The sequence below is a fragment of the Corynebacterium maris DSM 45190 genome, assembly GCF_000442645.1.
Classification (GTDB): Bacteria; Actinomycetota; Actinomycetes; order Mycobacteriales; family Mycobacteriaceae; genus Corynebacterium; species Corynebacterium maris.
Map to the genome: position 1 here is coordinate 234890 of NC_021915.1, position 20399 is coordinate 255288.

Below are 20399 nucleotides of genomic sequence, written 5' to 3' on the forward strand. Positions count from 1 at the left end.
GGCGGCCCCACACCGTGAAAACCCCGATTCCCGATTACCTGGAACACGTCCTCGACGAGGTCCGCGACATCGACGAGGGAGAAGTCGAAGAAGGCCTTCCCCACATCGACGTCAAAGACCCCACCGAGCTGGCCGCGGCCGTGTGCACCGTCACCGGCAACGTCTACACCGCCGGAGACGCCGAGGTGACGTTCACGATGCAGTCGATCTCCAAGGCCTTCGTCTACGCGTTGGCGCTGCAGGAACTGGGCCGTAAAAAGGTGTTCGAGACCGTCGGCACGGAAGCCTCCGGCGAGCCGTTCAACGAGCTGTCCCTGGGCCGGGAGACCAACCGCCCGATGAACCCGATGATCAACGCCGGGGCGATCGCCGTCAACCAGCTGATCAACGGCGAAGACTCCAGCGTGGAGGACCGGGTGGAGATCATCCGCGCGTTCCTCTCCGAGCTGGCCGGCCGGGAGTTAAAGGTCAACGAGGACATCCTCGACTCCGAGCTCGAGGACTCCGACCGCAACCTGGCGATCGCGCACATGCTCGCCAGCCACGGCGTCATCCACGACGACCCCCGCCAGGCGGTGATCAGCTACCAACGCCAGTGCAGCGTGGAAATCACCGTCATAGACCTGGCGGTGATGTCGGCGACCCTGGCCAACGGCGGGGTGCAGCCGGTGACCGGCAAAAAGGTGCTCGACGCGGACGCCTGCCGGCTGGCGCTGGCGATGATGGGTACCGCCGGCATGTACGACGGCTCGGGGCGCTGGATGTCCACCGTGGGCATCCCCGCCAAATCAGGCGTCTCCGGCGGGCTATTGGGCACGCTGCCGGGCGAGCTCGGCCTGGCCACCCTGTCCCCGCGGCTGAACCCGCAAGGCAACAGCGTGCGCGGGGTGGCGATCTTCGAGCGCTTCTCCGAGGAAATGGGCCTGCACCTGATGGCCTCGGACCCGATCGGCACGCATGCGGTGCGCGGCATCGAGACCGAGGGCGAAGAAACGACCGTGCAACTACAAGGATCGATACATTTCGCCGCCGCGGAGCGCGCCCTGGACAAGCTCTCCGACTACGACTTTGACTGCGAGTGCATCGTGTTGGACGTCTCCCGGGTGTCCGGCTTCGAGAAAGTTGGCCGAGTGCTGGTCAAGGAGGGGCTACGCCGCCTGCGCGACGACGGCTTCGAGATCGCGATCTACGACCCGAAGGAGAAGTTCGGCGACCTAGAGTTCTCCGATGGTACGCGCGCTGAGGTGGTGGGGGAGGGTTAAGCCTGTGCGGAGTCGACTCTTCATTCTCGCGATCCGGAAGGGCCTGGACACTGCAGGGCCGTCCCACAACCAGCTGGGCCCAGCTAAGTGGTGCAGCGCCTGCCTGGCGCACTGCGACGAACGAGACCGAGCAGGAGCGTGACGGAAGCCTGGCTACCTAAGAGATCCCGTCCCGGATGCGGTGCAACTACTGGGCGGTCGTGGTGAGGTTGGGGAACTTGCGCTCGATCACCTCCAGGGTACGTCGGGCACTCTTGCGACGGAGCTTGGCCATGCGGCGCTTGCGCTCTGCCTCATGCGCTGCTTTGTTGAGCTGATCTTTTTTACCGTTCTCATTGATCGTCGTCATGATCCCCGCCTCGTTACTAGTTATCTTCTCATTCCACATAGTTAGGCATGCGAGAACTTCCAGATCCCTACGAGTGCGACGTCGACTCGGTCGCGGGCCCAGACCAGAGAAGGTAGCGGTATCAGTACAGGTCCATCAGGTCGCGGATCTCCGTGGGCAGCTGCTCCTGCGAGGTGATCGTTTCGCCGCCGGCTTCCTGGTACTCGCGGAGAATCTCGTAGACGCGGCCGCGGTCCACGCTGTCCAGCAGTGGAAGCTCCTGGGCCAGCATCCGCAGCATGAGGTCATTCAGCGGCGCCTCCGTGGCCTGGGCAGCGAGGTGGATGCCCTCGCGCTCGTCGTTCGGGTCCACGTTCCTGCGCTCGATTCTTCTGATCATGGCCTTCAGGCTAGTCCACCGACCCTATTACGATGGAGCCCATGGTCAATCCCCCTCAGATCGACACCTCCCCACTCCTAGACACCCACGCTCTTCACTCCACCCGACTGGGCCGGTTCACGGACGCCGCCATCATGGGTGCGTCCGTCGCCGTCCCCGGATACGTGCCCAAGGGCGGTGGTCGCCGCATGCTGGCGCAGACAGCGCTCGTCGTTGTCGGCACGGGGGCAACGACCCTGGCGCGTCGTACCTCGTCGATGCCGTCGCCGGAGTACATGAGCTTCGCCGAGCTCACCCGCGACATGTCGAAAGACGAGAAACGTAGCGTGTGGACGTTTCTCGGCGTGGGCACCGGCGTCGCCTTGCTCGGCAGTTGGGGGTTGGCGCGTGGCACGCAGAAGCTCGCCAATACGCTGCGTGGGCGCGGAGTGAAGTACCCGTTCACGCTGTTCGGGGCAGTGACCGCGACGGGCATGTTCGCGCTGCTGGAATCCGAGCAGCGCCAGAATGCCACCGTTACAACAAAGGAGTCTTCGGATGACTGACTACCGGCCGATCGCGGTCGTCGATAAGCAGGACGACGCGACGATCATCTGGCACGTGCAGACCGACCCGAACGGCGCGGGCGTGCTCACCGGCGCGTGGATCACAGAGGATGCCGACGACATGGACAACCTGCTGAGCGGGACGGATCAGCTGCCCGTCGGCGGGGACGGCCTGGAGCGCATCCACCAGGCCATCAAGGACGACATCGCCCGTCTCAAGACGGCGGCGAAGGCCGCGAAGGAGGCTAATCCCTCGTTGACGGCGCCGCGCTTTGAAGTCCCGGGTGAGCCGGACGTCGAGAAGCAAGCAGACGCCTTCCGCGGCGAAGAGATCGCCCGTGAGACCTGGGCACATGCGGTGTGCGCCGCCCGACTCGTAGAGGCCTGGCACTCGCTGGAATCCCAGCGGCGGGTGCGCAAATACCTCACGGAAGAGTTCGGCGCGGACATCCGGCCCCTGCCTGTGGGCTAGGACGCAGCCCGGGCTAAATCATTAGGGTGGGGCCATGAGCAGGAAGCCCGTCCGCCGTGACGACCCCGACGACGCAGACGCGGAGGTCATCCCCCTGACCTCCCGCGCCCAGCGTCGCGGTCGCGCCAGCGCCGGATACGACTCCCCGCGCACCCTGATTCTGCAAATTTCCCACGTCCGCACCGACGCTGAAGCCCACCGACACATCGGCATCGACGACTCCCTCCACCTGTCCGACCTCCAGCACGTCATCGCCGTCAGCTTCGGGCTGGAAGAAACGGCGCCGTGGAAATTCGATGACGCCGGGGAACGGATAGAGGCAGACGACCCGCTGCACCTGCACCTGGGCGTGGCCGGCGACCACATCCTGCACACCTGGGGGTTGTGGGAATTCACCGTCACCGTCGTTGACTCCTGGGCCCGCGACGACAACACGCCTCGTGCGCTGTGCGTGGGCGGCTCCGGTTCTTTCGGCGGAACCCGCTTCAACCTCAACGAAATCAACGCCGAACTCACGGGCGAAGAAACCATCGAACACGTCCTCGCCGGAACCGTGCCGCCCGTCAGCGAGCTGGTTGAACGCAGCGGCCTCTACGACTTCGTTCCCTTATTGCAAGCCCTCGACCTGCGGAGGGCCACCTATTTGTCGGAGGAGGTGCGCCGCCGACTCGCGGAACTGCCGCTGGAAGACGACGCCGCCGGCCGTGACGCCTTCTGGTCTTCCACTTTGGCGCTGGCGTCGCTAAGCGGTGCAGACTTCGCCGAGCACGTCCTGGAAACCATCATGGCCGCCCTCGGCTGGATCGACGACGACGGCAGCCGACTCACCGCGGAGGCCGCCAAGGCGCTGTGCGCGTCCTCCCTGGAGGTATTGGAAGAGCTCGGCGCCGCCGGGGAAGACGTCCTCAGCCCCGTCGACCGGCTCGACCTGTACCGCGAGCTACTTCGCTACAGACCCCACGGGGAGTAAGCTCACCCTCCGTGGCCTCAACGCGCAAAGACAGTACCCTCTGGACCCAGCTGTCCAGCTTCCTCGGCGTCGGCATCTTCACGGCGATCATCGACGCCACCATCACCTTCACCCTGACCCACTTCGGCCTGCACCGCAACGCCGCCAAAGCCGTCGGCTGGGTCTTCGGCACCGCCGCCGCCTACCTGCTCAACTCCCGGTTCACCTTCAAAACCAAAGTGACCAAGGGCAAGGCGCTGGCCGTCTTCCTGCTGTACGCCTCCACCTTCGGCATCCAGAACCTCCTGTACTGGGCCACCAACGGCCCACTGCTGGCACTCGGGTTCGACGGGCTGACCAAAGACATCATCTCGTTCGTCATCGCCCAGGGCGTGGCCACCGTCACCAACTTCGTGCTGCAGCGCACCGTCGTCTTCCGCGAACGCCGCGTGCCCGTGGTCGTGGAAGACGTGCCGCCCTACGGTCGTGGCGAGACCAAGTAATGAGCTGGGGTTTCCGGCGCGCGAAGGTCGGGGACGTGGCGGCGGCGCAGGAGGCGTACCGCCGCATCATTGAGCACCTCGGTAAGACCGGGGACCCGTCCCGCTGGCACGAAGTCGGGCACCCGAAGCCAGCGCAGGTGGCGGCCTGGGCAGAGGCGGGGGAGCTGTATCTGGCGTTGGACGGCGGGCAGATCGCCGGCGTGGTCGTGCTCAACCATGAGGCGATCGACGCTTATGCCACGGCTGCCTGGGCGGTGGGGGCGTCGGCGTCGGAAGCGCTGGTGGTGCATGCACTGGGCGTCGTGCCTGATTATTTAGGGCAGGGCGTGGCCCGGTTCCTGCTGGATTCGACGCTGGACGTGGCCCGGAAGGCGGGGTGCCTGGCGGTGCGGCTGGACGTCTACGTGGAGAACACGCCCGCGCTGCGGCTGTACCGGCGCTACGGGTTCACAGACCTCGGCTGTCACACCGTGGATTACGGGGACATCGACTTAGATCAGTTTCACCTGTTCGAGTACGTGCTCTGAGGTGAGTGTCCGCGTTGGTGGGATGGCCTGCGTTTTAGGACTGCAAACGGCCGGTAGTGCCGGAGATTTTTGCAGGGGCGTGAGGGGCAGGGGCCGGAGAAGCCGTAGAGGTGTGTGCTTTCGGGGGATCAGGTACCTGACTCAAGTGCAGAAACCTTAATGAGAGACGATCTAGTTGTAGAGGTAGGGACGCAGGACTGGCCGTCCGGGGCTGCTTCCCGGCCGGGGATAAATTAGCCCGTCGGCGGATCATAGATGGCTCCCCTGGGGCACTGGGAAGGCTCGGGGACGCGCGCATCACTGCTCATGCAACGGTAGGGGTTTTCCGTGAACTGCTGGACCTGTAAGGCTTTGCAGTCGGGATGAAACTCGTAGGTTCCATCGCTGTAGCGTGCTCGGTCGGTCCACGAACCGCCCGCGAAGACGCACTCCACGAACTCGCGATCCGGCTGCGGCTCCACATAATAGGGGTTGAGCGTGGATCCGCACCCGGTGGCGGGATTGACGTAATTGGGCCACTGGTCGGGAGTGCCGGAGTAACACACCTGCCAGAATTCTTCCTCAGGGTTCATGAGCGTGGTCGTCGGCGTGGCCCGCGGTATCACCGCTGACTGCTGTGGGGAGGAAGCAGGAACTTCAGACACAGCTGCCGCAGGGGCGTCCGGCGTAGGGGTTGCAGGTACGGAGTCCTCTGACGGGGGAGGCTCCGGTTCACTTGTTTTACTGCTGGAAGACGTCGTCGACGACGTTGTTGTGCTCGTGGTCGTGGAGGTCTGTGCAGACTGGCTGGTCGTGGTGCCCTCTGGGGCCGTGTCCTCGCTGGCACAACCGCTGAGGGCAAAGAGGGCGGCGCCGGCGAGAACCGCCATCAGTCGTCGCATGTTCATGCGCGAGGAGTCCTTTCGGCAAAGCCTCCACTACTGGGAGTGCGTGAGCGGGCGACACCTACGCCAGATGGTTTAGTCGATGCCGAGCAGGTCCGAGACCCGAGTCTGCACAGAAGCCACCAGGGCCGGGATGGAGTCGGGGATGGAAGGCCCGCTCAGGGCGGGGGCCGGTGCGGGCGCCGCCTCCGGCAGGCCCTCGACCGACCCCGGAGCGACGCTCTCGATCCACTCTGCGTAGTCCTGCGTCGGTACGAAAGTCATGGTGAAGGGAAAATCGCGCTCCACGCCGGCGTTGACGCCGATGACTTGGTCGTAGTCATGCAGTGGCCCGCCTGAATCACCCTGGGTGATCCGGTCATTGCCCGTCGGGGTGCCGAAGTAACCCACTTGCGTGGTGTCGGCCATGCCGTCCAAGCGGAACTCCTGCTTTCCCCTGAGCCTGATGGAGGCCTCGCCCATGTGCTCCAACGGCATATTGCCATCGCCGGTGCCGAACCCGGAAGCGACGGCGTACCCATTGTCATCGATTTCTTCGGCCAACACCGGCGCCGGGGTGGTGTTGTCCACGGGCCGGTCCAGGGTCAGGACCGCCAGGTCCGCGGTGGGGTGAATGTCCACGCCGTCAGTGGAGACGGTGCCCGTGTCGGTGGGTGCAGTGCGGTTCAGGCCGATGGTGGCGGTGGCACTCTCGAGTATTTGCTCGTCCGTGTTGGTGTCGTGGACACAGTGCTTGGCGGTGAGCACGTGGACCTCAGTGATCAGGGTGCCGGAGCAGACGTACGACGCACCCTGTGGGGAGTTGATCATCAGGTAAGTGCCGGCGTTGTTGACCGTGGAGTCGCTGCGGGCGAGGGTGTCACCGATGGTGAAAAACTGGGCCTGAGCGGTGGCTTCCCCTACTCCGAAAGGAGTGGGAGTCAGCGTGAGAAGAGCCGCTGCCGCGGCGGCCGTTGCCTTGCGAAGGCAGGGAATCTGAGCGAAGCAGCGCATAAGGCCCTTTCGTAGAATTTTCTGGGAAGACCCTAACCCATTCCCGAAGAGAAAGGCAATGGTTAGGTGTCCTGAACCGATACGTCTGCGCTGGCTAGACCGTCTGCTGCGTCGTCCAGCTCGGTGGGATGGTCATGAGTCGACCGGTTCTTCTCTCCGAGTTCCCTCTGCCATACGGGGACCTTTTCCCGGGCCAGGAGAAGAGGGGCGACGCTACGCGCTAAGGCCTGCGGAAATCTTCGTTACGGCCCGCCCGGTGCAACTTCAGCCACTCGCGGAAACCCTTGACGTCGCGGCGCTGGACGAGGAAGAACCACGCGAAGCGGCCCACCTCCTGCAGCGCGAGTTTCCGGTTGCCGGGCTGGCTGATCAGATACCCGCGGTTGCGGTAGGTGAAATAGCGTTTGAACTCGCCGTCGGGGTACTGGGCGTGCATCTTGCCGCCCAGAATCGGCTTGAACTCATCCGAGCCGTCGGGGTGGAGGTAGAACGTCGTCAAGCAGGTCCCGTACTGCAGCCCAGAGCGCGACAGCCGGCGGTGGTATTCGACCTCGTCGCCGCGGATGAACAGGCGGTAATCGGGCACGCCGATGATCTCCATGGCGCGCGCGGAAATCAGGGCACCGTTGAACAGCGAAGCATAGGACTCAAGGAACTCGCCCTCGAGCTCGTCGACGCGCCTGTGCCACGTCAGGCCCTGGCGCAGCGGAAACGCCAGGCGCGCCGGGTCGTCGATGTTGCACACGGTGGGGGAGACCTCGTGCAGGCCGCGGTCCTCGGCGACGCGGTAGAGGGTTTCCAGCACTTTCTCGTCGGCGGGGCGGCCGTCATCGTCGGCGCACCAGATGGCGTCCGCGCCCAGGGCGAGTGCGTGGAGGAACCCGTAGGCGAAGCCGCCGGCCCCGCCCAGGTTCGTGCGCGAGGGCAGATAGATCCCGCGCTCGCCGGCGACCTCGGCCACCAGATCACGCACTTGCGTCTCGGCGCCGTTGTCGACCACGATGATCCAGTCCACCGGGTGGGTCTGGGCGGCCACGACCTCCAAGGAGGCGCGCAGCAGCTCCACGCGCTGATGGGTGACGATCACGGCGGCGGTGGTGCCGGTGGAGGCAAGCGGCGGGGTATCAGTGGACATCGGGTTCTCCCTCGTCTTCGCGCAGGAATCGTTGCTGCAGGGAGCGGACGTGCTCGCCGGCCTCTGTGCCTTCGTAGGCTTCCACGACTTCGTCGACGAGCCCGGCCTGCTTGATCTGGCCGTGGTCGATCCACAGGCCCGTGGTGCACAGCTGGGCCAAAAAGTCGTTGGAGTGTGAGGCGAAGACCAGGATGCCGGAGCGCTTGACCATCTCGCGCAGGCGCACGCGCGCCTTGGCCATGAAGGCGGCGTCGACGGCGCCGATGCCCTCGTCCAGCAGCAGGATCTCCGGCTCAATCGAGGTCACCACGCCCAGCGCCAGGCGCACCCGCATGCCGGTGGAGTAGGTGCGCAGCGGCATGGACAGGTAGTCGCCGAGCTCGGAGAACTCCGCGATGTCGTCCATCTTCTTGCGCATCTGCCGCCGCGACTGGCCCAGAAACAGGCCGCGGATGATGATGTTCTCGTAACCGGAGATCTCCGGATCCATACCGACGCCCAGGTCGAAGACCGGCGCCACCCGGCCCCGGACGTCCGCGACCCCGCGGGTCGGCTCGTAGATGCCCGAGAGCAGCCGCAGCAGCGTGGATTTACCCGCGCCGTTGTGGCCGACCAGGCCCACCCGGTCGCCTTCGCGCAGGTGCAGGTTGATGTCTTTGAGTGCCTCCACTACGACGGTGTTGGCCTCGTTTTTGCCGATCGCCCCGCCGGCGGAAGACAGCACCGCCTTCTTCAGTGAGCGGGACTTGGCGTCGAAAATCGGGAAATCGACGCACGCGTTATAGGTGTCGATGGAAACCATGGTTGCTCCTCCTACACCCAGTAGCTCACGCGGAAACGCCACTGGCGCATCGCCAGCAGGGTCAGGCCGAGCCCCACCACCGTGCAGCCCAGCACGATGGCCCAGTGGTAGAACTCCACGTGGTTGCCCAGCATCGGGGCGCGCACGATCTCCAGGTAGTGGAACAAGGGGTTGATCTCCACGATGCGGGCCTGCTCCGCGACCTCCCCGCCCTGCTGTTCCAGGGTGTGGGTGGTCCACACGATCGGGGTGACATAAAACGCCAGCTGTATCAGCGCGTCCAGCAGCGGGGCGACGTCGCGGAACCGGGTGGCCACGATGCCGAAGAACATCGCCACCCACACGCCGTTGAGCACCAGCAGCAGCAACGCCGGGATCGCCAACAACGACTCCCAGTTCAGCGGGATGTCCAGCACAAACACCAGGATCAGCCAGATGACCAGGTTGTGAGCGAAAAACAGCAGCTGGCGCCACACCACCCGGTAGACGTGCACGCTCAACGCCGAGGGCAGCTGCTTGATCAGCCCCTCGTTGTCGATGAAGATCGTCGAGCCTTCCTTCACGCACCCGGAGATGAACCCCCAGACGATGAACCCGACCGTCACGTGCGGGAGGAACTCCCGCCAGTCGATCTGGAAGAGCAACGAGTACAACAGCCCCAGGGCGGCGGCCATCACGCCGGTGGCGATGGTGATCCACAGCGGACCCAGGGTCGAGCGGCGGTAGCGCTGCTTGATGTCCTGCCAACCCAGCTGCAGCCAGAGCTCGTGCTGGCTAAAGCCGTAGGTGAGGTCCCGCATCGAGGCCTTAAGCGTCTGCGACGACGACTTGGGCACCTCGGCGGCGTCGGTGACCGTGGTCATCCGCGCGACGTCGGCACGTAATTGTTCAGTGGTCTTGTCCTGCACGGCCATAACCCTAGTCCGTGTCGTCGGCGGTCTCGGATTCCGACGGGCTCGCCGGCTCGTCGTCGTCGCGGAGGTCGAGGTACCAGCCGTCGTCACGCTCCACGCAGTCCGTGCCGGCCAGCTCCTCGCACTCATCCTGCTCCGGGTACGGGCCGAACAGCTGCTCGTTCGGGTTCGTCGCCTCCGCCGGATCGCCGATCGCCCAGCGTGTCGCCGTCTCCGTCACGGTGGTCTCCGCGATGGTCGAGGTGTCCGTCACCGTGGTCTCCTGCTGCTCGACCTCGGTCTCCGTGGCGGTTTCCGTGACCGTCACCGGGGGAGCGTCCGCCGCGGTCCCGGTAGTGGAACCACCCTCGGAGGGGATCGTGCAGGCGGCCAACGGCAGGGCCAAGACAGCTACCGCGAACAATCGCAGTCGCCGTGTCGGCTGCCGTGCACCCATGGCCCCGCCTTCCGTTCGCCGTGTGTAAATCAACCCATTACTCTAGCCGTGGGGAATCCGTTTCCACGTGGCCAGGGCTGAGAATCGCCTCCGAGAAACCTGTCGATGCACGCCGTCTAGGCTAATGCCCCGCCACTGCGTAGAATCCACAGAATGGGCATACGCACAGGCCACCGCAGCGGGGCGGGTCTCGGCCACTTCACGGGTATGCGGGAAAGGAACTACACATGGGCAGCCAGACGCGGTACGACGTCGCCAATGTGCGCGGCCTCTACACGTCGCTGAGCGACGGCTGGACCTACCTCAACGCCCACGATCGCCCCCAAATCCCCGAACGCGTCTCCGCTGCCGTCGCCCGCGCCTTCCGCACCTCTACCGCGATGACCCGTCCCGGCAGTACCCACCAGCAGGAACCGTGCGTCCCCGTCGCGCCGGGCATCATCGCCGACGCCCGCGCCGCCGTGGCCGAACTCGTCGGCGGAGACCCCGACGCGGTGGTCTTAGGCCCGTCGCTGCAGGTGCTCTACCAGGGCCTGGTCACCGCCATGCGACCCCAGCTGCGGTACCAGTCGAACCTGGTGCTCAGCCACTTCGACGCCGAGGCGCTCACCGTGCCGTTTAACGCCGCCGGCGTCGCCGATATCCGGTGGGCGCAGGCGGATCTGGGCACCGGCGCCCTGCCCGCCTGGCAGTACCGCGAACTCGTCGACGGCTCCACCCGGCTGGTCAGCGTTCCCGCCGCGCAGCCGCTGCTCGGCGCGGTCGTGGACGTGGCCGAGGTCGTCGAAGAAGTTCGCGCCCGCTCGCGTGCGTGGGTGCTCGTGGACGCCTCCGCTTACGCGCCCTACCGGCTGGTGGACATCGAGGAGTGGAACGCGGATATCATCGCGGTGGACTTCGCCCAGCTCGGCGGGCCGCAGCTGGCGGCGCTGATCTTCCGCGACCCGCGGATGTTCAAACGACTCGACTCGCTGGACCCCGCTTATAGTCGCGCGGACGGCGTCGCCGCGAAACTCGAGACCCCCGTCTCCGTGGGGCTGGCCGGCGGGGTGGCCGCCACCGTGGAACACCTGGCCCGTTTCGTCGACCTGCCGGCGGACGAGGTCACCGACGCCACCACCGGCCGGGATCGGCTGGCCCATTCCATGGGGCAGCTGGCGGGATACATGGACGGGCTGTGCGACCGTCTCTACCAGCAGCTCGGCTCGCTGCCGCAGGTCCACATCTTCGGAGCCAGCGGGGAAGTCGCCCAAGACTCCGGCGACGAGGTCGAACGCCTCCCGCGCCTGTCGTTCGCTGTGCGCGGCGTCCCGGCGGCCACCGTGCAGCGCCGCCTGTTGGACAACGCCCTGATCACGGGCATCGCCCCGGACATCACGCTGCTGCGGGAGATGGGCACGGAAGAGACCGGGGGAGCGGTCACGGTGGCGCTCGGGCCGTTCACCACCACCGGCGACCTGGACCACCTGGTCCGGGTCGTCGCCTCGCTGGCTTAAGGCGATTTAAGGCGCGCGCAGCACCAGCTTGCCGGTGACCTCGCCCGAATCCAGCAGCTCATGCGCCCGGGCGGCGTCTTCCATCGGCAGGACGTCGTGGATGTGCGGGGTGACGCGGCCGTCGGCGAGCATGGGCCACACGTTCTTCACCGTTTCTTCGACGATGTTGGCCTTGTCATCCAGGTCGCGGGCGCGCAGCGTCGTCGCCGAGATGTTGTGCCGCAGCGGCAGCATCCGGCCCAGGTTCAGCTCCGCCTTCGTCCCGCCCTGCAGTCCGATGATCACCAGGTGTCCGTCCTTGGCCAGCGAGCGCATGTTCTGGTTGAGGTACTTCGCGCCGATGATGTCCAAGATGACGTCGCAGCTGCCCTTGAGCTCCTCGGAGAAATCCTGCTCCTTGTAATTGATCAGGATGTCCGCGCCCAGCTTCCGGCAGGTCTCCAGCTTCTCTGCGGAACCGGCCGTCACCGCCACCTCTGCACCGAGCGCCTTGGCGACCTGGATCGCCGTGGTGCCGATGCCGCCCGCGCCGCCGTGGATGAGCACGCGCTGGCCTTCCTTCAGCCCCGCGGTCATCACCAGGTTCGACCACACCGTGCAGGTCAGCTCCACCACGGCGGCCGTCTTGACCAGGTCATAACCCTCCGGAAGCGGGGTCAGCTGGCCCTCCGGGACGGCCACGTACTCGCCGTAGCCGCCGCCGACGAGCAGGCAGCCGACCTCCTCACCGACCTCGCGGTTCGTATCCCCGGCGTCTTCGATAGTGCCGGAGCACTCCAAGCCGAAGATCTCCGATTCCCCGCGCGGCGGCGGGTAATGGCCCTTGGCCTGGAGCAGGTCGCCGCGGTTGACGCCGGCGGCGGCCACCTTCACGAGCACTTCGCCCGGCCGCAGTTGCGGGGTCTCGGCCTCGCCCCATTCCAGGGCGCGGGGATTGTCGAGGTCGGTCTGAATGATTGCCTTCATGGCCACCAGGGTAGGGGGAATGTGCGGCCGATGCCCCCGCCTCAGCTAAGATTCCCCTCAGACGGCACCGCAGCTACGGTGGCGCCGTGAGGAGGCGTGGCAGAGCGGCCGAATGCACCGGTCTTGAAAACCGGCGAAGGGCAACCTTCCGAGGGTTCAAATCCCTCCGCCTCCGCCCGTGGCACAAGCCCTGATCCGCGCGGATCAGGGCTTTCACTGTATGGTGAGCTGCCTGCTGCAGATATCTCATGAGGTGGCCATCACTGCTCGGGCACGCACGCCCCGCGCTCCCGTGGCGCGATACCACCCGATGAACAGCAACACGATGATCGTCACGTCCACGACGTCGCCGCCATAGAACATCACCTGCGCCCCGATGCGGCCGTCCGCGGCGTCGACTCCCGCCGGCGGGTACGCGTACAGCCATTTCGCCAGAATCTGGTGTGCGGCGATGAACACGATCAGCACCACGGACCTCGTCCGCATCGACGCGCGGTGGGGGTTCGGGTCCACGCCGATGATCGCGGCGGTGAACACGTAACCGGCCAGGAAAATGTGCGCATGGATCAGCCCGTATTCCACCGGGGAGGAGTGCATGAGGTGGAAGATGTCGGTGGCATACAGCAACCACAGACCGCCGGCGTTGAGGATGGCCGCCGTAACGGGGTGGCAGATAAAGCGCGCCACCCTGGAGCGCAGCACCCGGGAGACCCGGCGTGCCCCGGTGACCGGTAGCGCGCGCAGCAACAGGGTGATCGGCGCAGCCAGGACCATCAGCAACGGCGCGAGCATGCCGAGCAGCAAGTGGCCGACCATGTGTCCGGTGAAGCTGGCGTGCGCAGCGTTGGCCACCGGTCCGATCAGGCTGGCCCCGAGACAGGCCAACCCCAGAAACCACAGGACGGGGTGGTGCATCGGCCACCGGCTTCTCGAGCGGGTGGCCCATAACCCGGCGGCGTACCCGAGGGCGAGCACCACGACCACGGCCGCGGCCAGATACTCGAGCACCGCCCACCCAGGGTCGTGGTGTCCGACGTGAGCATGCGTCATGTCGTGGGGGCGGGCGTGCGGGCGGGGCGGGTGCACCAGAGGACGATCGCACCGATGAGCATCAACAGGATGGCGGAGCCGATCCAGACGACGTCATAGACCAGCAGGTCGACGCCGTAGCGGATCTGATGGATGCCCAGGATTTTATGGTTGACTACGCCGTCGATGAGTTGGAAGAAACCGACCCCGGTGATTACCGCCCCCGTCCAGTAGGACCAGGAGATGGGGCCGTGACGGCGGACGTCGGCGAGCAGAAACAACCCGGCCACGGTGATGAACCAGCCCACGGCGTGGAAGAACCCGTCGGCGATCAGCGCCACTTGCGGGGTGGATAAGTCGTAGAAGTGGTGCCACTGCAGCAGCAGGTGGAAGATGAACAAGTCGATGAGGGCGGCGGCGATGCCGCAGCCGAACAGCAACCCGGAGGTCAGCGTGCGCCGGTGAAGCGCATCGGTGGACGGACGCGGCGCCGGGGGCCGGGCATGGTGGTGGGCGGGTGTTTCTGCCGAGGACATCGCGGTTTCCTTTCGGCCCTACACGGGAGGCGGTGTCCTTTATTGTGCCTGCGGCAGGTGGGCCGGGCAACGGTTTCGCCCGGCGGGGCTGGCGGGGACTGGACGAGCCGCGTCGGGCGGGTGCTTGACCGGCTGAGAATCAGTAAAGTGGTCTCATGCCACGACCTCGATTCCGCCAGCCCGCCACGCTGATGAAGAAGCTGGATCCCCGCGACGTCCTCAGGGTCGCCGGCGTCACCGCCGGCGCGGCCGCGAGCGTCCCGGTGCTTGCCGCCCTCTCCGTCACCGCGATCGACTGGGTGATGCAGGTCGGTCGTAAGCGCCGCCAGGCCCCGCGCCCCGGCACTTTCCACGCCTCGGTGGAGGAGGCGAAGTTCACGGTCTACACCTCCGGCGCTGAGCTCTACGACGACATGATCGAGGCCATCGACGCCGCCGAAGAGGCCGTCTACTTGGAGACGTATATCTGGAAGAACGACGAGGTCGGGCAGCGTTTCGTCGACGCGCTCAACGCGGCGGCAGACCGCGGCGTCGACGTGTTCGCGCTCTACGACGGCTTCGCCAACCTGGTGGTGCCCCACACCTTCTACAAACAGCTTTCCGACGACGTCCGCGTCTACCGCCTGCCCGTGGTGGGCAAGCGCTTCTGGAAGGGGCCGCTGCAGCACACCGGCTTCAACCACTCGAAGATTTTGGTGGTGGACGATCACGTGGGCTTCGTCGGCGGCTACAACATCGGCTCCGTCTACGCCAAGCACTGGCGCGACACGCATGTGCGCGTGGTCGGGCCCGGCGTGTGGGGGTTGAAAAACTCCATCGCGCAGCTGTGGAACATCATCCACGATCCGCAGGACCAGATCGCGTGGACCCCGCCGCCGAGCTGGAACCCGGAGGTGCTGGTGCAGTCAAACCTGCCGGTCCAGCTGGTCTACCCGATCCGCAACACTTATCTGAAGGCCATTGCCCGGGCGCAGGACCACATCTGGATCACCACGCCTTATTTCATCCCTGACCAGCAGATTTTGACCGCTCTGGTCACCGCCGCCGAGCGTGGGGTGGATGTGCGCGTCATGGTGCCGCAGAAGTCGAACCACGTCGTCGCCGACTGGACCTCCCGCGGCTTCTACGGGCAGCTTCTCGACGCCGGGATCACCGTCCTGCTGTACGAGTCCGCGATGATCCACGCCAAGGTCGCCACCATCGACGGGGAGTGGTCCACGGTGGGCACCGCCAACATCGATCGACTGTCCTTGTCCTTCAACTACGAGACGAACGTGGAGATCATCGATCCCCGCTTCGCCGAGGAGATGGAGAAGATCTTCCACGCTGACAGCGAGCACTGCGAAGTCCTGGAGTCCTCGGACTGGATGGACCGCCACCCGGCGGCCCGGGCGGTGGAAGTGGCGATGACGCCGCTGCGGCCGTTTCTTTAAGGCGTTGCCCGGCGTCCTGCCCGCTGGGTAGGGAAGCGACAACCCTCACCTCCGGGAAGGGGGTGAGGGTTATCGGTGTGGGGTCAAAGAGCTTTACTCTTCGCCGCCACCGTTGCCGGTGTCAGGGTCGGTGAAGATGCCTTCGATGGCGGCGACTGCGTCGAGGACGAAATCAACGAGGGTGCCGATGACCGGGAGGTCGGAGGAGGTCTCGGTGAGGGTGGTGAGGAAGTCAGTCATGAAAATTGCCTTTCAAGAGTGTGTCTAGAGTCCAAAGCCCGTGCGTAGCGCGGATGCGTCAACCGGTCTTTGGTTGTCATTGCGTGGACTTCCACGGTGCCTGAAGTGATCTCAAGCACTTTTAAAGTCCAATTCCCTGTATAACACGACGGAATTGTTCCTGCACTAGTTTCTTAGAAAACTTAGATTTCATATGAAACTGAGGTGGGGACTTAAGGGAAACTCAGCCGTATGGGAGGGCGTCCACCACGGTGGCGGAGCACCCGTTCGTCATTTCTTAGGAGGAGAGGAGAACGGAGGACACGGCGTCCACGGAGCCGTTGACGAAGCCGACTCCGGCGTTCCAGATGTTGGTGACGAAGTCGATGGACGGCTGGGCCAGTTCGATGACGGAAGAGGTGATGGTGCTCATCAAAAGTGCCTTTCGTATGGGAATTTACGGGTTCTGCCATCCGGAATGGAGGTGCCGTGGATGGTCTGTGGCCCGTTATAACACGGAATTTTCAGGCGGGCCCGGGCTCTGGGCTGCGCCTGTGTTGGCGCTGCATTTATTCCCGGTGACGAGGTGAAATTCGCTTCACAAAAACTGAACAAAAGTGAAAGTAATTCTTTCTGTTTCTCGCCGGTGTGCGCGCGGTCATGGTGTTCTTCTGTCAGGATGGGTCACATGATAGACAACACTGACATGGGACATCTCCGTACTGCCGTCGCCTTGGCCGAGCAGGCGCTCAACGCCGGCCACAGCCCTTTCGGCTCGCTGCTGGTCAGCGCCGACGGTGAGGTTCTCTTCCAGGACCACAACCGCGACGGCGATGGGGAACTCACCCGCCACCCGGAACTGGCCATCGCGCAGTGGGCCGAGCGCAACCTGGAACGCGAGCAGCGCGCTAGCGCGACCGTCTACACCTCCGGGGAGCACTGCCCCATGTGTGCCGGCGCGCACGCCTGGGCGGGCCTGGGGCGGATCGTCTATGTCAGCTCCGCGGAGCAACTACGGCAATGGCTGCGGGAGTTCGACGCCCCGGCCTCCCCGACGGCCTCCCTGCCAATTACTGACGTCGCCCCGGATCTGCAGGTCGACGGCCCCGTCGTGGAGCTCGCCGAGCAGGTCAAGCTGCTCCAGCGCCGCCACCACCTCGGCGAATCTTAAGCTCTGGTCGCGATCTCACAGGCCACTCGCTGGCCGGCGGAGAGCTCCAAGGCGTGGCGTCGCTGAGATCACCACAAGCGTTCAGAGATGATGAACGTTCACTGATGTTGAACGCTTTCCTTGCTGGGAGCCCAGGGTGTACCGGCCTGGGCGAACTCTAACCCCGCTGATCCAGCCAGCGGTCGATGCCGCCGCGCAGGCTGAGCAGCCCGGCCACGCCGCGTTCACCGAGTGCCGCGACCGCCCGCGCAGAGCGCACCCCGCCCGCGCAATAGACCACCACGTCCCGCTCGCCCGCGCCCGCGATCTCCTCCGGCGTGCGTCCCTCCAGAATCTCGCCCAAGGGCACGTTCACGGAGCCGGGGATGGCGAAGTTCGCCACCTCCTCCGGCTCCCGGACGTCGATGAGCACCGCGCCCTCCGGCACCTCGTCGACCTCCTCGACCGCCGGGGCGCTGACCGGCACTGCCGGGGCCTGGCGCGCCGGGTCTTCTTCCAGCAGCCGCTGCGTGACCGCGGGGTCGCCGGCGACGGGGATGTACTCCCACCTCCCGCTCATGGAGTCGTAGTAGCCGAGCTGGCCCACCAGCGGCTCGCCCACCCCGGTGAGCACCTTGAGCGCCTCCATCGCCATCGAAGAACCCACCACGCCGACGACGGGGCCCAGCACGCCCGCCTGGGAGCAGCTGGGCACCTGGCCGGGCGCCGGGGGAGCGGGGAAGAGGTCCTCGTAGACCGGGCCGCGTCCGGCCCAGAACACGCTGAGCTGTGCCTCGAAGCCGAGGATGGAGCCCCACACGTGCGGCACGCCCAGGCGGGCGGCGGCGGTGGAGGCGATGTGGCGGGTGTCGAAGTTGTCGGCGCCGTCCATGATCACGTCCACGCCCTGGAAGATTTCCTGGGCGTTGTCCCAGGTCAGGCGCTCCTGCACGAGGCGGACGTCCACGTGCGGGTTCAGCGCCGCCATGGCGTCTGCCGCGGAGCGGGTCTTGGGCATGCCGATGCCGTCGACCGTGTGGATGACCTGGCGGTGCAGGTTCGACAAGTCCACGACGTCATCGTCGATGATCGTCACCCGGCCCACACCCGCGCCCGCTAGGTACAGCAGCGCGGGGGAGCCGAGGCCGCCGGCGCCGATGACGGCCACGTGGGCGTCGATAAGTTTCTCCTGCCCCGCAGCGCCGAACCCGCCCAAGGTGATCTGCCGGCGGTAGCGCGCGACCTGCTCGGGGCTCAGCCCGCTCACTCCAACCCCACCCAGGTCGACGGCCCGGCGAGCAGCTCCTGCTCCTTCCAGATCGGCACCTCGGCCTTGACCCGGTCCGCCAGCTCCGCGCCCGCGGCGAACGCGTCCCCGCGGTGCGCGGCGGCCGCCACCACCAGAAACGCGGTCTCGCCGATCTGCAGCTGACCCGTGCGGTGCGCGGTCCACAGGCGCGTGTTCGGGTGCGCCTCGATGACGCTGGCGGTGACCTCCGCGATCCTGTCGTCGGCGGTCGGGTGCGCCGAATACGTCAACGACGCGACGCGCTCGCCGCCGTCGTGATCGCGCACCACGCCCTCGAAAGTCACCAGCGCACCCATCGCGCGGGTGACGGTGTCCTCCTTCGCCTCGTCGATCATCTGCTCCAGCGGCTCGGCCGTCATCATCGCGGCGATGACTTTTCCGGTCTGCTCCGCCACGTACGCAGGGTCATTATTAGTGCTCATGCACGCCTTCCAACATGTCAACGATCGGGACTACTATTTTGTCCAACACGGCGCAGCCGTCTTTTACTCCCCCGGTGGATCCCGGCAGGGTCATCACGAAAGTCGTGCCGGTCACCCCGGCCACCGCCCGGGAGGCGACCGCCGTGGGGATGTTCTTGAGTCCTTCCGCCCAGAAGGCCTGCACCACGCCGGGCAACTCGCGCTCCAGGTGCGGCTGCACGGCCTCCACCGTGCGGTCGTCGGCGGTGATCCCGGTGCCCCCGGAGGTCAGCACCACATTCGGCAGGGCGTCGGGATCGGCGAAGAGCTCGTCGACGGTCTGCTGGATCTGCGCGTCGGCCACCACCGTCGCCGCCGGGGTCTCAAACCCCTTCGAACGCAGAAATTCCACCGCGATCGGGCCGGAACGGTCCTCGTACTCTCCCGCGGCGGCGCGGGTGGACGCCACGATGACTAGGCCAGTGCGGGCCATGACAACTCCTCTGGGTCGTGTCTTGCTGGGACTTTACAACGGGTACACGGTGACTGCGTCGCCGGGCCGGAGCACGGCGTCCGCAGGGACGCGGATCAGGTGGGTGGCTGCGATGGACTGGGCGATCAGGTGGGAACCCTCCCCGCCCAGGATCTCGGCCCACTGCACGCCTTCGGTGTCCACTACGACCCGGCCGCGCAGAAACTGATCGCGGCCGCCGAGCCCGATGCGGTTGGTCGTGATCCGGGCCGTGACCGGTTTCGGCGCGTGCCCCAGCGCCGGGGCGACGAACAGGCGGAAAGACACCAGTGTGGACACCGGGTTACCCGGCAGGCAGATCACCGGCGTGTTCTTGATGCGTGAGACCCCCTGCGGGCCACCCGGTTGCTGGGTGACGTGCCCGAACCAGCCGTGGCGCTCCAGCACCTGGCGCACCACCTCGAACTTGCCGTGGCTGATGCCGCCCGAGGTCACGATCGCCGTCGGGGCGTGCTCCTCGACGGCCCGGGCCAGGTCGCGCTCCAAGGCCTGCGGATCGTCGTCCGTGCGCACCACCGCGGCCACCTCGATGCCGTACTGCTCCGCTTGTGCCCGCATCATCGGGGTGTTCGAGTCGGGGATCGCCGCGGCGCCGGGCGCGTCGATCTCCGCCCCGCCCGTGCACACCACGATCGACGCCGGCCGAAACACCTTCACCTCGGCGATGGACTGGCCCGCGATCGTGGCGATCGCCGCCGCATTCAACCGCGTGCCCGCCGTCAACAGCGTCTCCCCGGAGCGCAGGTCCGCGCCGGCCTCCCGCATGAACTGCCCCGGAGCGACGTCCGGGACTTCGATGAAGTCGCCTTCCTGGGGGAAGTCACCGGGGGAGCAGGACTCCACGGCGACGACGCCGGCAGTGCCGCGGGGAAGCTTCGCACCCGTCATCACCGGCGCCATCGCGTCGGTGACGCCCTGCGGATACACCTCGTCCGGGTCCGTGCCCGCCGGGATCGTCGGCCCGACCCGGAAGGTGCCCGGGGTGGCCGCGACCTGGTTGACGGACAGGGCGTAGCCGTCCATCTGCGAGTTGTCGAAGCGCGGCGAGTCGTGGGCGGCGACGATGCCTTCGGCGGCGATCAGCCCGGCGGCCTCGGCCAGCGGCACGGTGATGACGTCCGGTTCCGGGAACATCGCCCGGATCTGCTTGAGGTGGTACTCCGGCGACCGCATGCGTC

The 20399-nt window shown here is 66.2% G+C and carries 26 protein-coding genes and 1 tRNA gene; 10 read left to right on the forward strand and 17 right to left on the reverse strand.

Translation table 11 applies throughout. The features are described 5' to 3' along the window. Window positions 1-14: 14 nt before the first annotated feature. Window positions 15-1262 (forward strand): glutaminase, encoded by a 1248-nt coding sequence (locus B841_RS01125; protein WP_020933642.1) that lies wholly within the window; start codon window positions 15-17, stop codon window positions 1260-1262. Between the two features lie 187 nt (window positions 1263-1449). Here B841_RS01125 and B841_RS13955 read toward each other — a convergent pair whose 3' ends face one another. Beyond that, complete coding sequence (locus B841_RS13955) at window positions 1450-1611, reverse strand: hypothetical protein (RefSeq protein ID WP_169466548.1); 162 nt, start codon at window positions 1609-1611, stop codon at window positions 1450-1452. Window positions 1612-1732: 121 nt separating this feature from the next. Next, window positions 1733-1990 carry a hypothetical protein gene (locus B841_RS01130; protein ID WP_052337710.1) on the reverse strand — a complete coding sequence of 86 codons (258 nt, stop codon included), beginning with the start codon at window positions 1988-1990 and terminating at the stop codon, window positions 1733-1735. Between the two features lie 41 nt (window positions 1991-2031). Here B841_RS01130 and B841_RS01135 point away from each other — a divergent pair, with 41 nt between their 5' ends. Genes B841_RS01135 through B841_RS01155 form a run of 5 tightly spaced genes read left to right on the forward strand, consistent with a single transcriptional unit; the run spans window position 2032 to window position 4986 of the window. Beyond that, on the forward strand, window positions 2032-2535 hold the full coding sequence (locus B841_RS01135; RefSeq protein ID WP_020933644.1) for a hypothetical protein: 504 nt from the start codon (window positions 2032-2034) through the stop codon (window positions 2533-2535). Further along, window positions 2528-3007: a hypothetical protein gene (locus B841_RS01140; protein ID WP_020933645.1), complete on the forward strand. Its 480-nt coding sequence runs from the start codon at window positions 2528-2530 to the stop codon at window positions 3005-3007. The genes B841_RS01135 and B841_RS01140 overlap by 8 nt, the downstream gene beginning before the upstream one ends. Before the next feature lie 34 nt (window positions 3008-3041). Next, complete coding sequence (locus B841_RS01145; protein ID WP_020933646.1) at window positions 3042-3977, forward strand: hypothetical protein; 936 nt, start codon at window positions 3042-3044, stop codon at window positions 3975-3977. Between the two features lie 11 nt (window positions 3978-3988). Beyond that, on the forward strand, window positions 3989-4459 hold the full coding sequence (locus B841_RS01150) for a GtrA family protein (RefSeq protein ID WP_020933647.1): 471 nt from the start codon (window positions 3989-3991) through the stop codon (window positions 4457-4459). Then, window positions 4459-4986 (forward strand): GNAT family N-acetyltransferase, encoded by a 528-nt coding sequence (locus B841_RS01155; RefSeq protein WP_020933648.1) that lies wholly within the window; start codon window positions 4459-4461, stop codon window positions 4984-4986. The genes B841_RS01150 and B841_RS01155 overlap by 1 nt, the downstream gene beginning before the upstream one ends. Window positions 4987-5219: 233 nt before the next feature. On the opposite strand, the gene B841_RS14080 is transcribed toward B841_RS01155, so the two are convergent. From B841_RS14080 to B841_RS01185, 6 genes are all read right to left on the reverse strand, one after another. After that, window positions 5220-5558 (reverse strand): hypothetical protein, encoded by a 339-nt coding sequence (locus B841_RS14080; protein WP_020933649.1) that lies wholly within the window; start codon window positions 5556-5558, stop codon window positions 5220-5222. A gap of 387 nt (window positions 5559-5945) precedes the next feature. Continuing rightward, the gene (locus tag B841_RS01165; protein ID WP_020933651.1) at window positions 5946-6863 is read right to left on the reverse strand and encodes a trypsin-like serine protease; all 918 of its coding nucleotides are present in this window, start codon (window positions 6861-6863) and stop codon (window positions 5946-5948) included. 220 nt (window positions 6864-7083) lie between these two features. Further along, entirely contained in the window at window positions 7084-7998 is a 915-nt protein-coding gene (gene glfT1, locus B841_RS01170; protein WP_020933652.1) for a galactofuranosyltransferase GlfT1, read from the reverse strand. Continuing rightward, window positions 7988-8800 carry a galactan export ABC transporter ATP-binding subunit Wzt/RfbE gene (gene wzt, locus B841_RS01175; protein WP_020933653.1) on the reverse strand — a complete coding sequence of 271 codons (813 nt, stop codon included), beginning with the start codon at window positions 8798-8800 and terminating at the stop codon, window positions 7988-7990. Before wzt ends, glfT1 begins: the two co-directional genes overlap by 11 nt. Before the next feature lie 11 nt (window positions 8801-8811). Then, the gene (gene wzm / locus B841_RS01180) at window positions 8812-9714 is read right to left on the reverse strand and encodes a galactan export ABC transporter permease subunit Wzm/RfbD (protein ID WP_020933654.1); all 903 of its coding nucleotides are present in this window, start codon (window positions 9712-9714) and stop codon (window positions 8812-8814) included. Window positions 9715-9718: 4 nt separating this feature from the next. Then, a complete protein-coding gene (locus B841_RS01185) occupies window positions 9719-10150 on the reverse strand; it encodes a hypothetical protein (protein ID WP_156844653.1) in 432 nt (143 codons plus the stop codon). A 227-nt stretch (window positions 10151-10377) separates the two neighbouring features. Here B841_RS01185 and B841_RS01190 point away from each other — a divergent pair, with 227 nt between their 5' ends. Continuing rightward, the gene (locus B841_RS01190; RefSeq protein ID WP_020933656.1) at window positions 10378-11646 is read left to right on the forward strand and encodes an aminotransferase class V-fold PLP-dependent enzyme; all 1269 of its coding nucleotides are present in this window, start codon (window positions 10378-10380) and stop codon (window positions 11644-11646) included. Window positions 11647-11652: 6 nt separating this feature from the next. Here the strand turns inward: B841_RS01190 and B841_RS01195 are convergent, their stop codons facing one another. Further along, the gene (locus tag B841_RS01195; protein ID WP_020933657.1) at window positions 11653-12612 is read right to left on the reverse strand and encodes an NAD(P)H-quinone oxidoreductase; all 960 of its coding nucleotides are present in this window, start codon (window positions 12610-12612) and stop codon (window positions 11653-11655) included. A 90-nt stretch (window positions 12613-12702) separates the two neighbouring features. Between B841_RS01195 and B841_RS01200 the strand changes: the two genes are divergently transcribed. Further along, window positions 12703-12787, forward strand: a tRNA-Ser gene (locus B841_RS01200). A gap of 71 nt (window positions 12788-12858) precedes the next feature. Here the strand turns inward: B841_RS01200 and B841_RS01205 are convergent. Next, window positions 12859-13662: a cytochrome c oxidase assembly protein gene (locus B841_RS01205; RefSeq protein WP_041631975.1), complete on the reverse strand. Its 804-nt coding sequence runs from the start codon at window positions 13660-13662 to the stop codon at window positions 12859-12861. After that, window positions 13659-14177: a DUF2243 domain-containing protein gene (locus B841_RS01210; protein ID WP_020933659.1), complete on the reverse strand. Its 519-nt coding sequence runs from the start codon at window positions 14175-14177 to the stop codon at window positions 13659-13661. The genes B841_RS01205 and B841_RS01210 overlap by 4 nt, the downstream gene beginning before the upstream one ends. A gap of 155 nt (window positions 14178-14332) precedes the next feature. Between B841_RS01210 and B841_RS01215 the strand changes: the two genes are divergently transcribed. Continuing rightward, entirely contained in the window at window positions 14333-15610 is a 1278-nt protein-coding gene (locus tag B841_RS01215; protein ID WP_041631681.1) for a phospholipase D-like domain-containing protein, read from the forward strand. Window positions 15611-15703: 93 nt separating this feature from the next. Here the strand turns inward: B841_RS01215 and B841_RS13790 are convergent, their stop codons facing one another. Both B841_RS13790 and B841_RS14165 read right to left on the reverse strand, forming a co-directional pair. Beyond that, window positions 15704-15850 carry a hypothetical protein gene (locus tag B841_RS13790; RefSeq protein ID WP_156844655.1) on the reverse strand — a complete coding sequence of 49 codons (147 nt, stop codon included), beginning with the start codon at window positions 15848-15850 and terminating at the stop codon, window positions 15704-15706. Between the two features lie 277 nt (window positions 15851-16127). After that, window positions 16128-16262 carry a hypothetical protein gene (locus B841_RS14165; protein ID WP_281168158.1) on the reverse strand — a complete coding sequence of 45 codons (135 nt, stop codon included), beginning with the start codon at window positions 16260-16262 and terminating at the stop codon, window positions 16128-16130. Window positions 16263-16517: 255 nt separating this feature from the next. Between B841_RS14165 and B841_RS01220 the strand changes: the two genes are divergently transcribed. After that, window positions 16518-17000 carry a nucleoside deaminase gene (locus B841_RS01220; protein WP_020933661.1) on the forward strand — a complete coding sequence of 161 codons (483 nt, stop codon included), beginning with the start codon at window positions 16518-16520 and terminating at the stop codon, window positions 16998-17000. A 157-nt stretch (window positions 17001-17157) separates the two neighbouring features. On the opposite strand, the gene B841_RS01225 is transcribed toward B841_RS01220, so the two are convergent. From B841_RS01225 to B841_RS01240, 4 genes are read right to left on the reverse strand one after another with little or no spacing between them, the layout of a single operon-like run. After that, complete coding sequence (locus B841_RS01225; RefSeq protein WP_041631976.1) at window positions 17158-18237, reverse strand: ThiF family adenylyltransferase; 1080 nt, start codon at window positions 18235-18237, stop codon at window positions 17158-17160. Between the two features lie 5 nt (window positions 18238-18242). Continuing rightward, window positions 18243-18710 carry a molybdopterin synthase catalytic subunit gene (locus B841_RS01230; RefSeq protein WP_041631682.1) on the reverse strand — a complete coding sequence of 156 codons (468 nt, stop codon included), beginning with the start codon at window positions 18708-18710 and terminating at the stop codon, window positions 18243-18245. Then, window positions 18700-19182: a MogA/MoaB family molybdenum cofactor biosynthesis protein gene (locus B841_RS01235; RefSeq protein ID WP_020933664.1), complete on the reverse strand. Its 483-nt coding sequence runs from the start codon at window positions 19180-19182 to the stop codon at window positions 18700-18702. The genes B841_RS01230 and B841_RS01235 overlap by 11 nt, the downstream gene beginning before the upstream one ends. Window positions 19183-19215: 33 nt before the next feature. Further along, window positions 19216-20394 (reverse strand): molybdopterin molybdotransferase MoeA, encoded by a 1179-nt coding sequence (locus B841_RS01240; protein WP_020933665.1) that lies wholly within the window; start codon window positions 20392-20394, stop codon window positions 19216-19218. Between the last annotated feature and the right edge of the window lie 5 nt (window positions 20395-20399).

Coding starts and splice junctions, on each gene's coding strand:
- B841_RS13955 (WP_169466548.1), bottom strand. CDS start 1,611: ATGACGACGATCAATGAGAACGGTAAAAAAGATCAGCTCAACAAAGCA.
- B841_RS01130 (WP_052337710.1), bottom strand. CDS start 1,990: ATGATCAGAAGAATCGAGCGCAGGAACGTGGACCCGAACGACGAGCGC.
- B841_RS01135 (WP_020933644.1), top strand. CDS start 2,032: ATGGTCAATCCCCCTCAGATCGACACCTCCCCACTCCTAGACACCCAC.
- B841_RS01140 (WP_020933645.1), top strand. CDS start 2,528: ATGACTGACTACCGGCCGATCGCGGTCGTCGATAAGCAGGACGACGCG.
- B841_RS01145 (WP_020933646.1), top strand. CDS start 3,042: ATGAGCAGGAAGCCCGTCCGCCGTGACGACCCCGACGACGCAGACGCG.
- B841_RS01155 (WP_020933648.1), top strand. CDS start 4,459: ATGAGCTGGGGTTTCCGGCGCGCGAAGGTCGGGGACGTGGCGGCGGCG.
- B841_RS14080 (WP_020933649.1), bottom strand. CDS start 5,558: ATGAACCCTGAGGAAGAATTCTGGCAGGTGTGTTACTCCGGCACTCCC.
- B841_RS01165 (WP_020933651.1), bottom strand. CDS start 6,863: ATGCGCTGCTTCGCTCAGATTCCCTGCCTTCGCAAGGCAACGGCCGCC.
- glfT1 (WP_020933652.1), bottom strand. CDS start 7,998: ATGTCCACTGATACCCCGCCGCTTGCCTCCACCGGCACCACCGCCGCC.
- wzt (WP_020933653.1), bottom strand. CDS start 8,800: ATGGTTTCCATCGACACCTATAACGCGTGCGTCGATTTCCCGATTTTC.
- wzm (WP_020933654.1), bottom strand. CDS start 9,714: ATGGCCGTGCAGGACAAGACCACTGAACAATTACGTGCCGACGTCGCG.
- B841_RS01185 (WP_156844653.1), bottom strand. CDS start 10,150: ATGGGTGCACGGCAGCCGACACGGCGACTGCGATTGTTCGCGGTAGCT.
- B841_RS01190 (WP_020933656.1), top strand. CDS start 10,378: ATGGGCAGCCAGACGCGGTACGACGTCGCCAATGTGCGCGGCCTCTAC.
- B841_RS01195 (WP_020933657.1), bottom strand. CDS start 12,612: ATGAAGGCAATCATTCAGACCGACCTCGACAATCCCCGCGCCCTGGAA.
- B841_RS01205 (WP_041631975.1), bottom strand. CDS start 13,662: ATGACGCATGCTCACGTCGGACACCACGACCCTGGGTGGGCGGTGCTC.
- B841_RS01210 (WP_020933659.1), bottom strand. CDS start 14,177: ATGTCCTCGGCAGAAACACCCGCCCACCACCATGCCCGGCCCCCGGCG.
- B841_RS01215 (WP_041631681.1), top strand. CDS start 14,333: ATGCCACGACCTCGATTCCGCCAGCCCGCCACGCTGATGAAGAAGCTG.
- B841_RS13790 (WP_156844655.1), bottom strand. CDS start 15,850: ATGACTGACTTCCTCACCACCCTCACCGAGACCTCCTCCGACCTCCCG.
- B841_RS14165 (WP_281168158.1), bottom strand. CDS start 16,262: ATGAGCACCATCACCTCTTCCGTCATCGAACTGGCCCAGCCGTCCATC.
- B841_RS01220 (WP_020933661.1), top strand. CDS start 16,518: ATGATAGACAACACTGACATGGGACATCTCCGTACTGCCGTCGCCTTG.
- B841_RS01230 (WP_041631682.1), bottom strand. CDS start 18,710: ATGAGCACTAATAATGACCCTGCGTACGTGGCGGAGCAGACCGGAAAA.
- B841_RS01235 (WP_020933664.1), bottom strand. CDS start 19,182: ATGGCCCGCACTGGCCTAGTCATCGTGGCGTCCACCCGCGCCGCCGCG.
- B841_RS01240 (WP_020933665.1), bottom strand. CDS start 20,394: ATGCGGTCGCCGGAGTACCACCTCAAGCAGATCCGGGCGATGTTCCCG.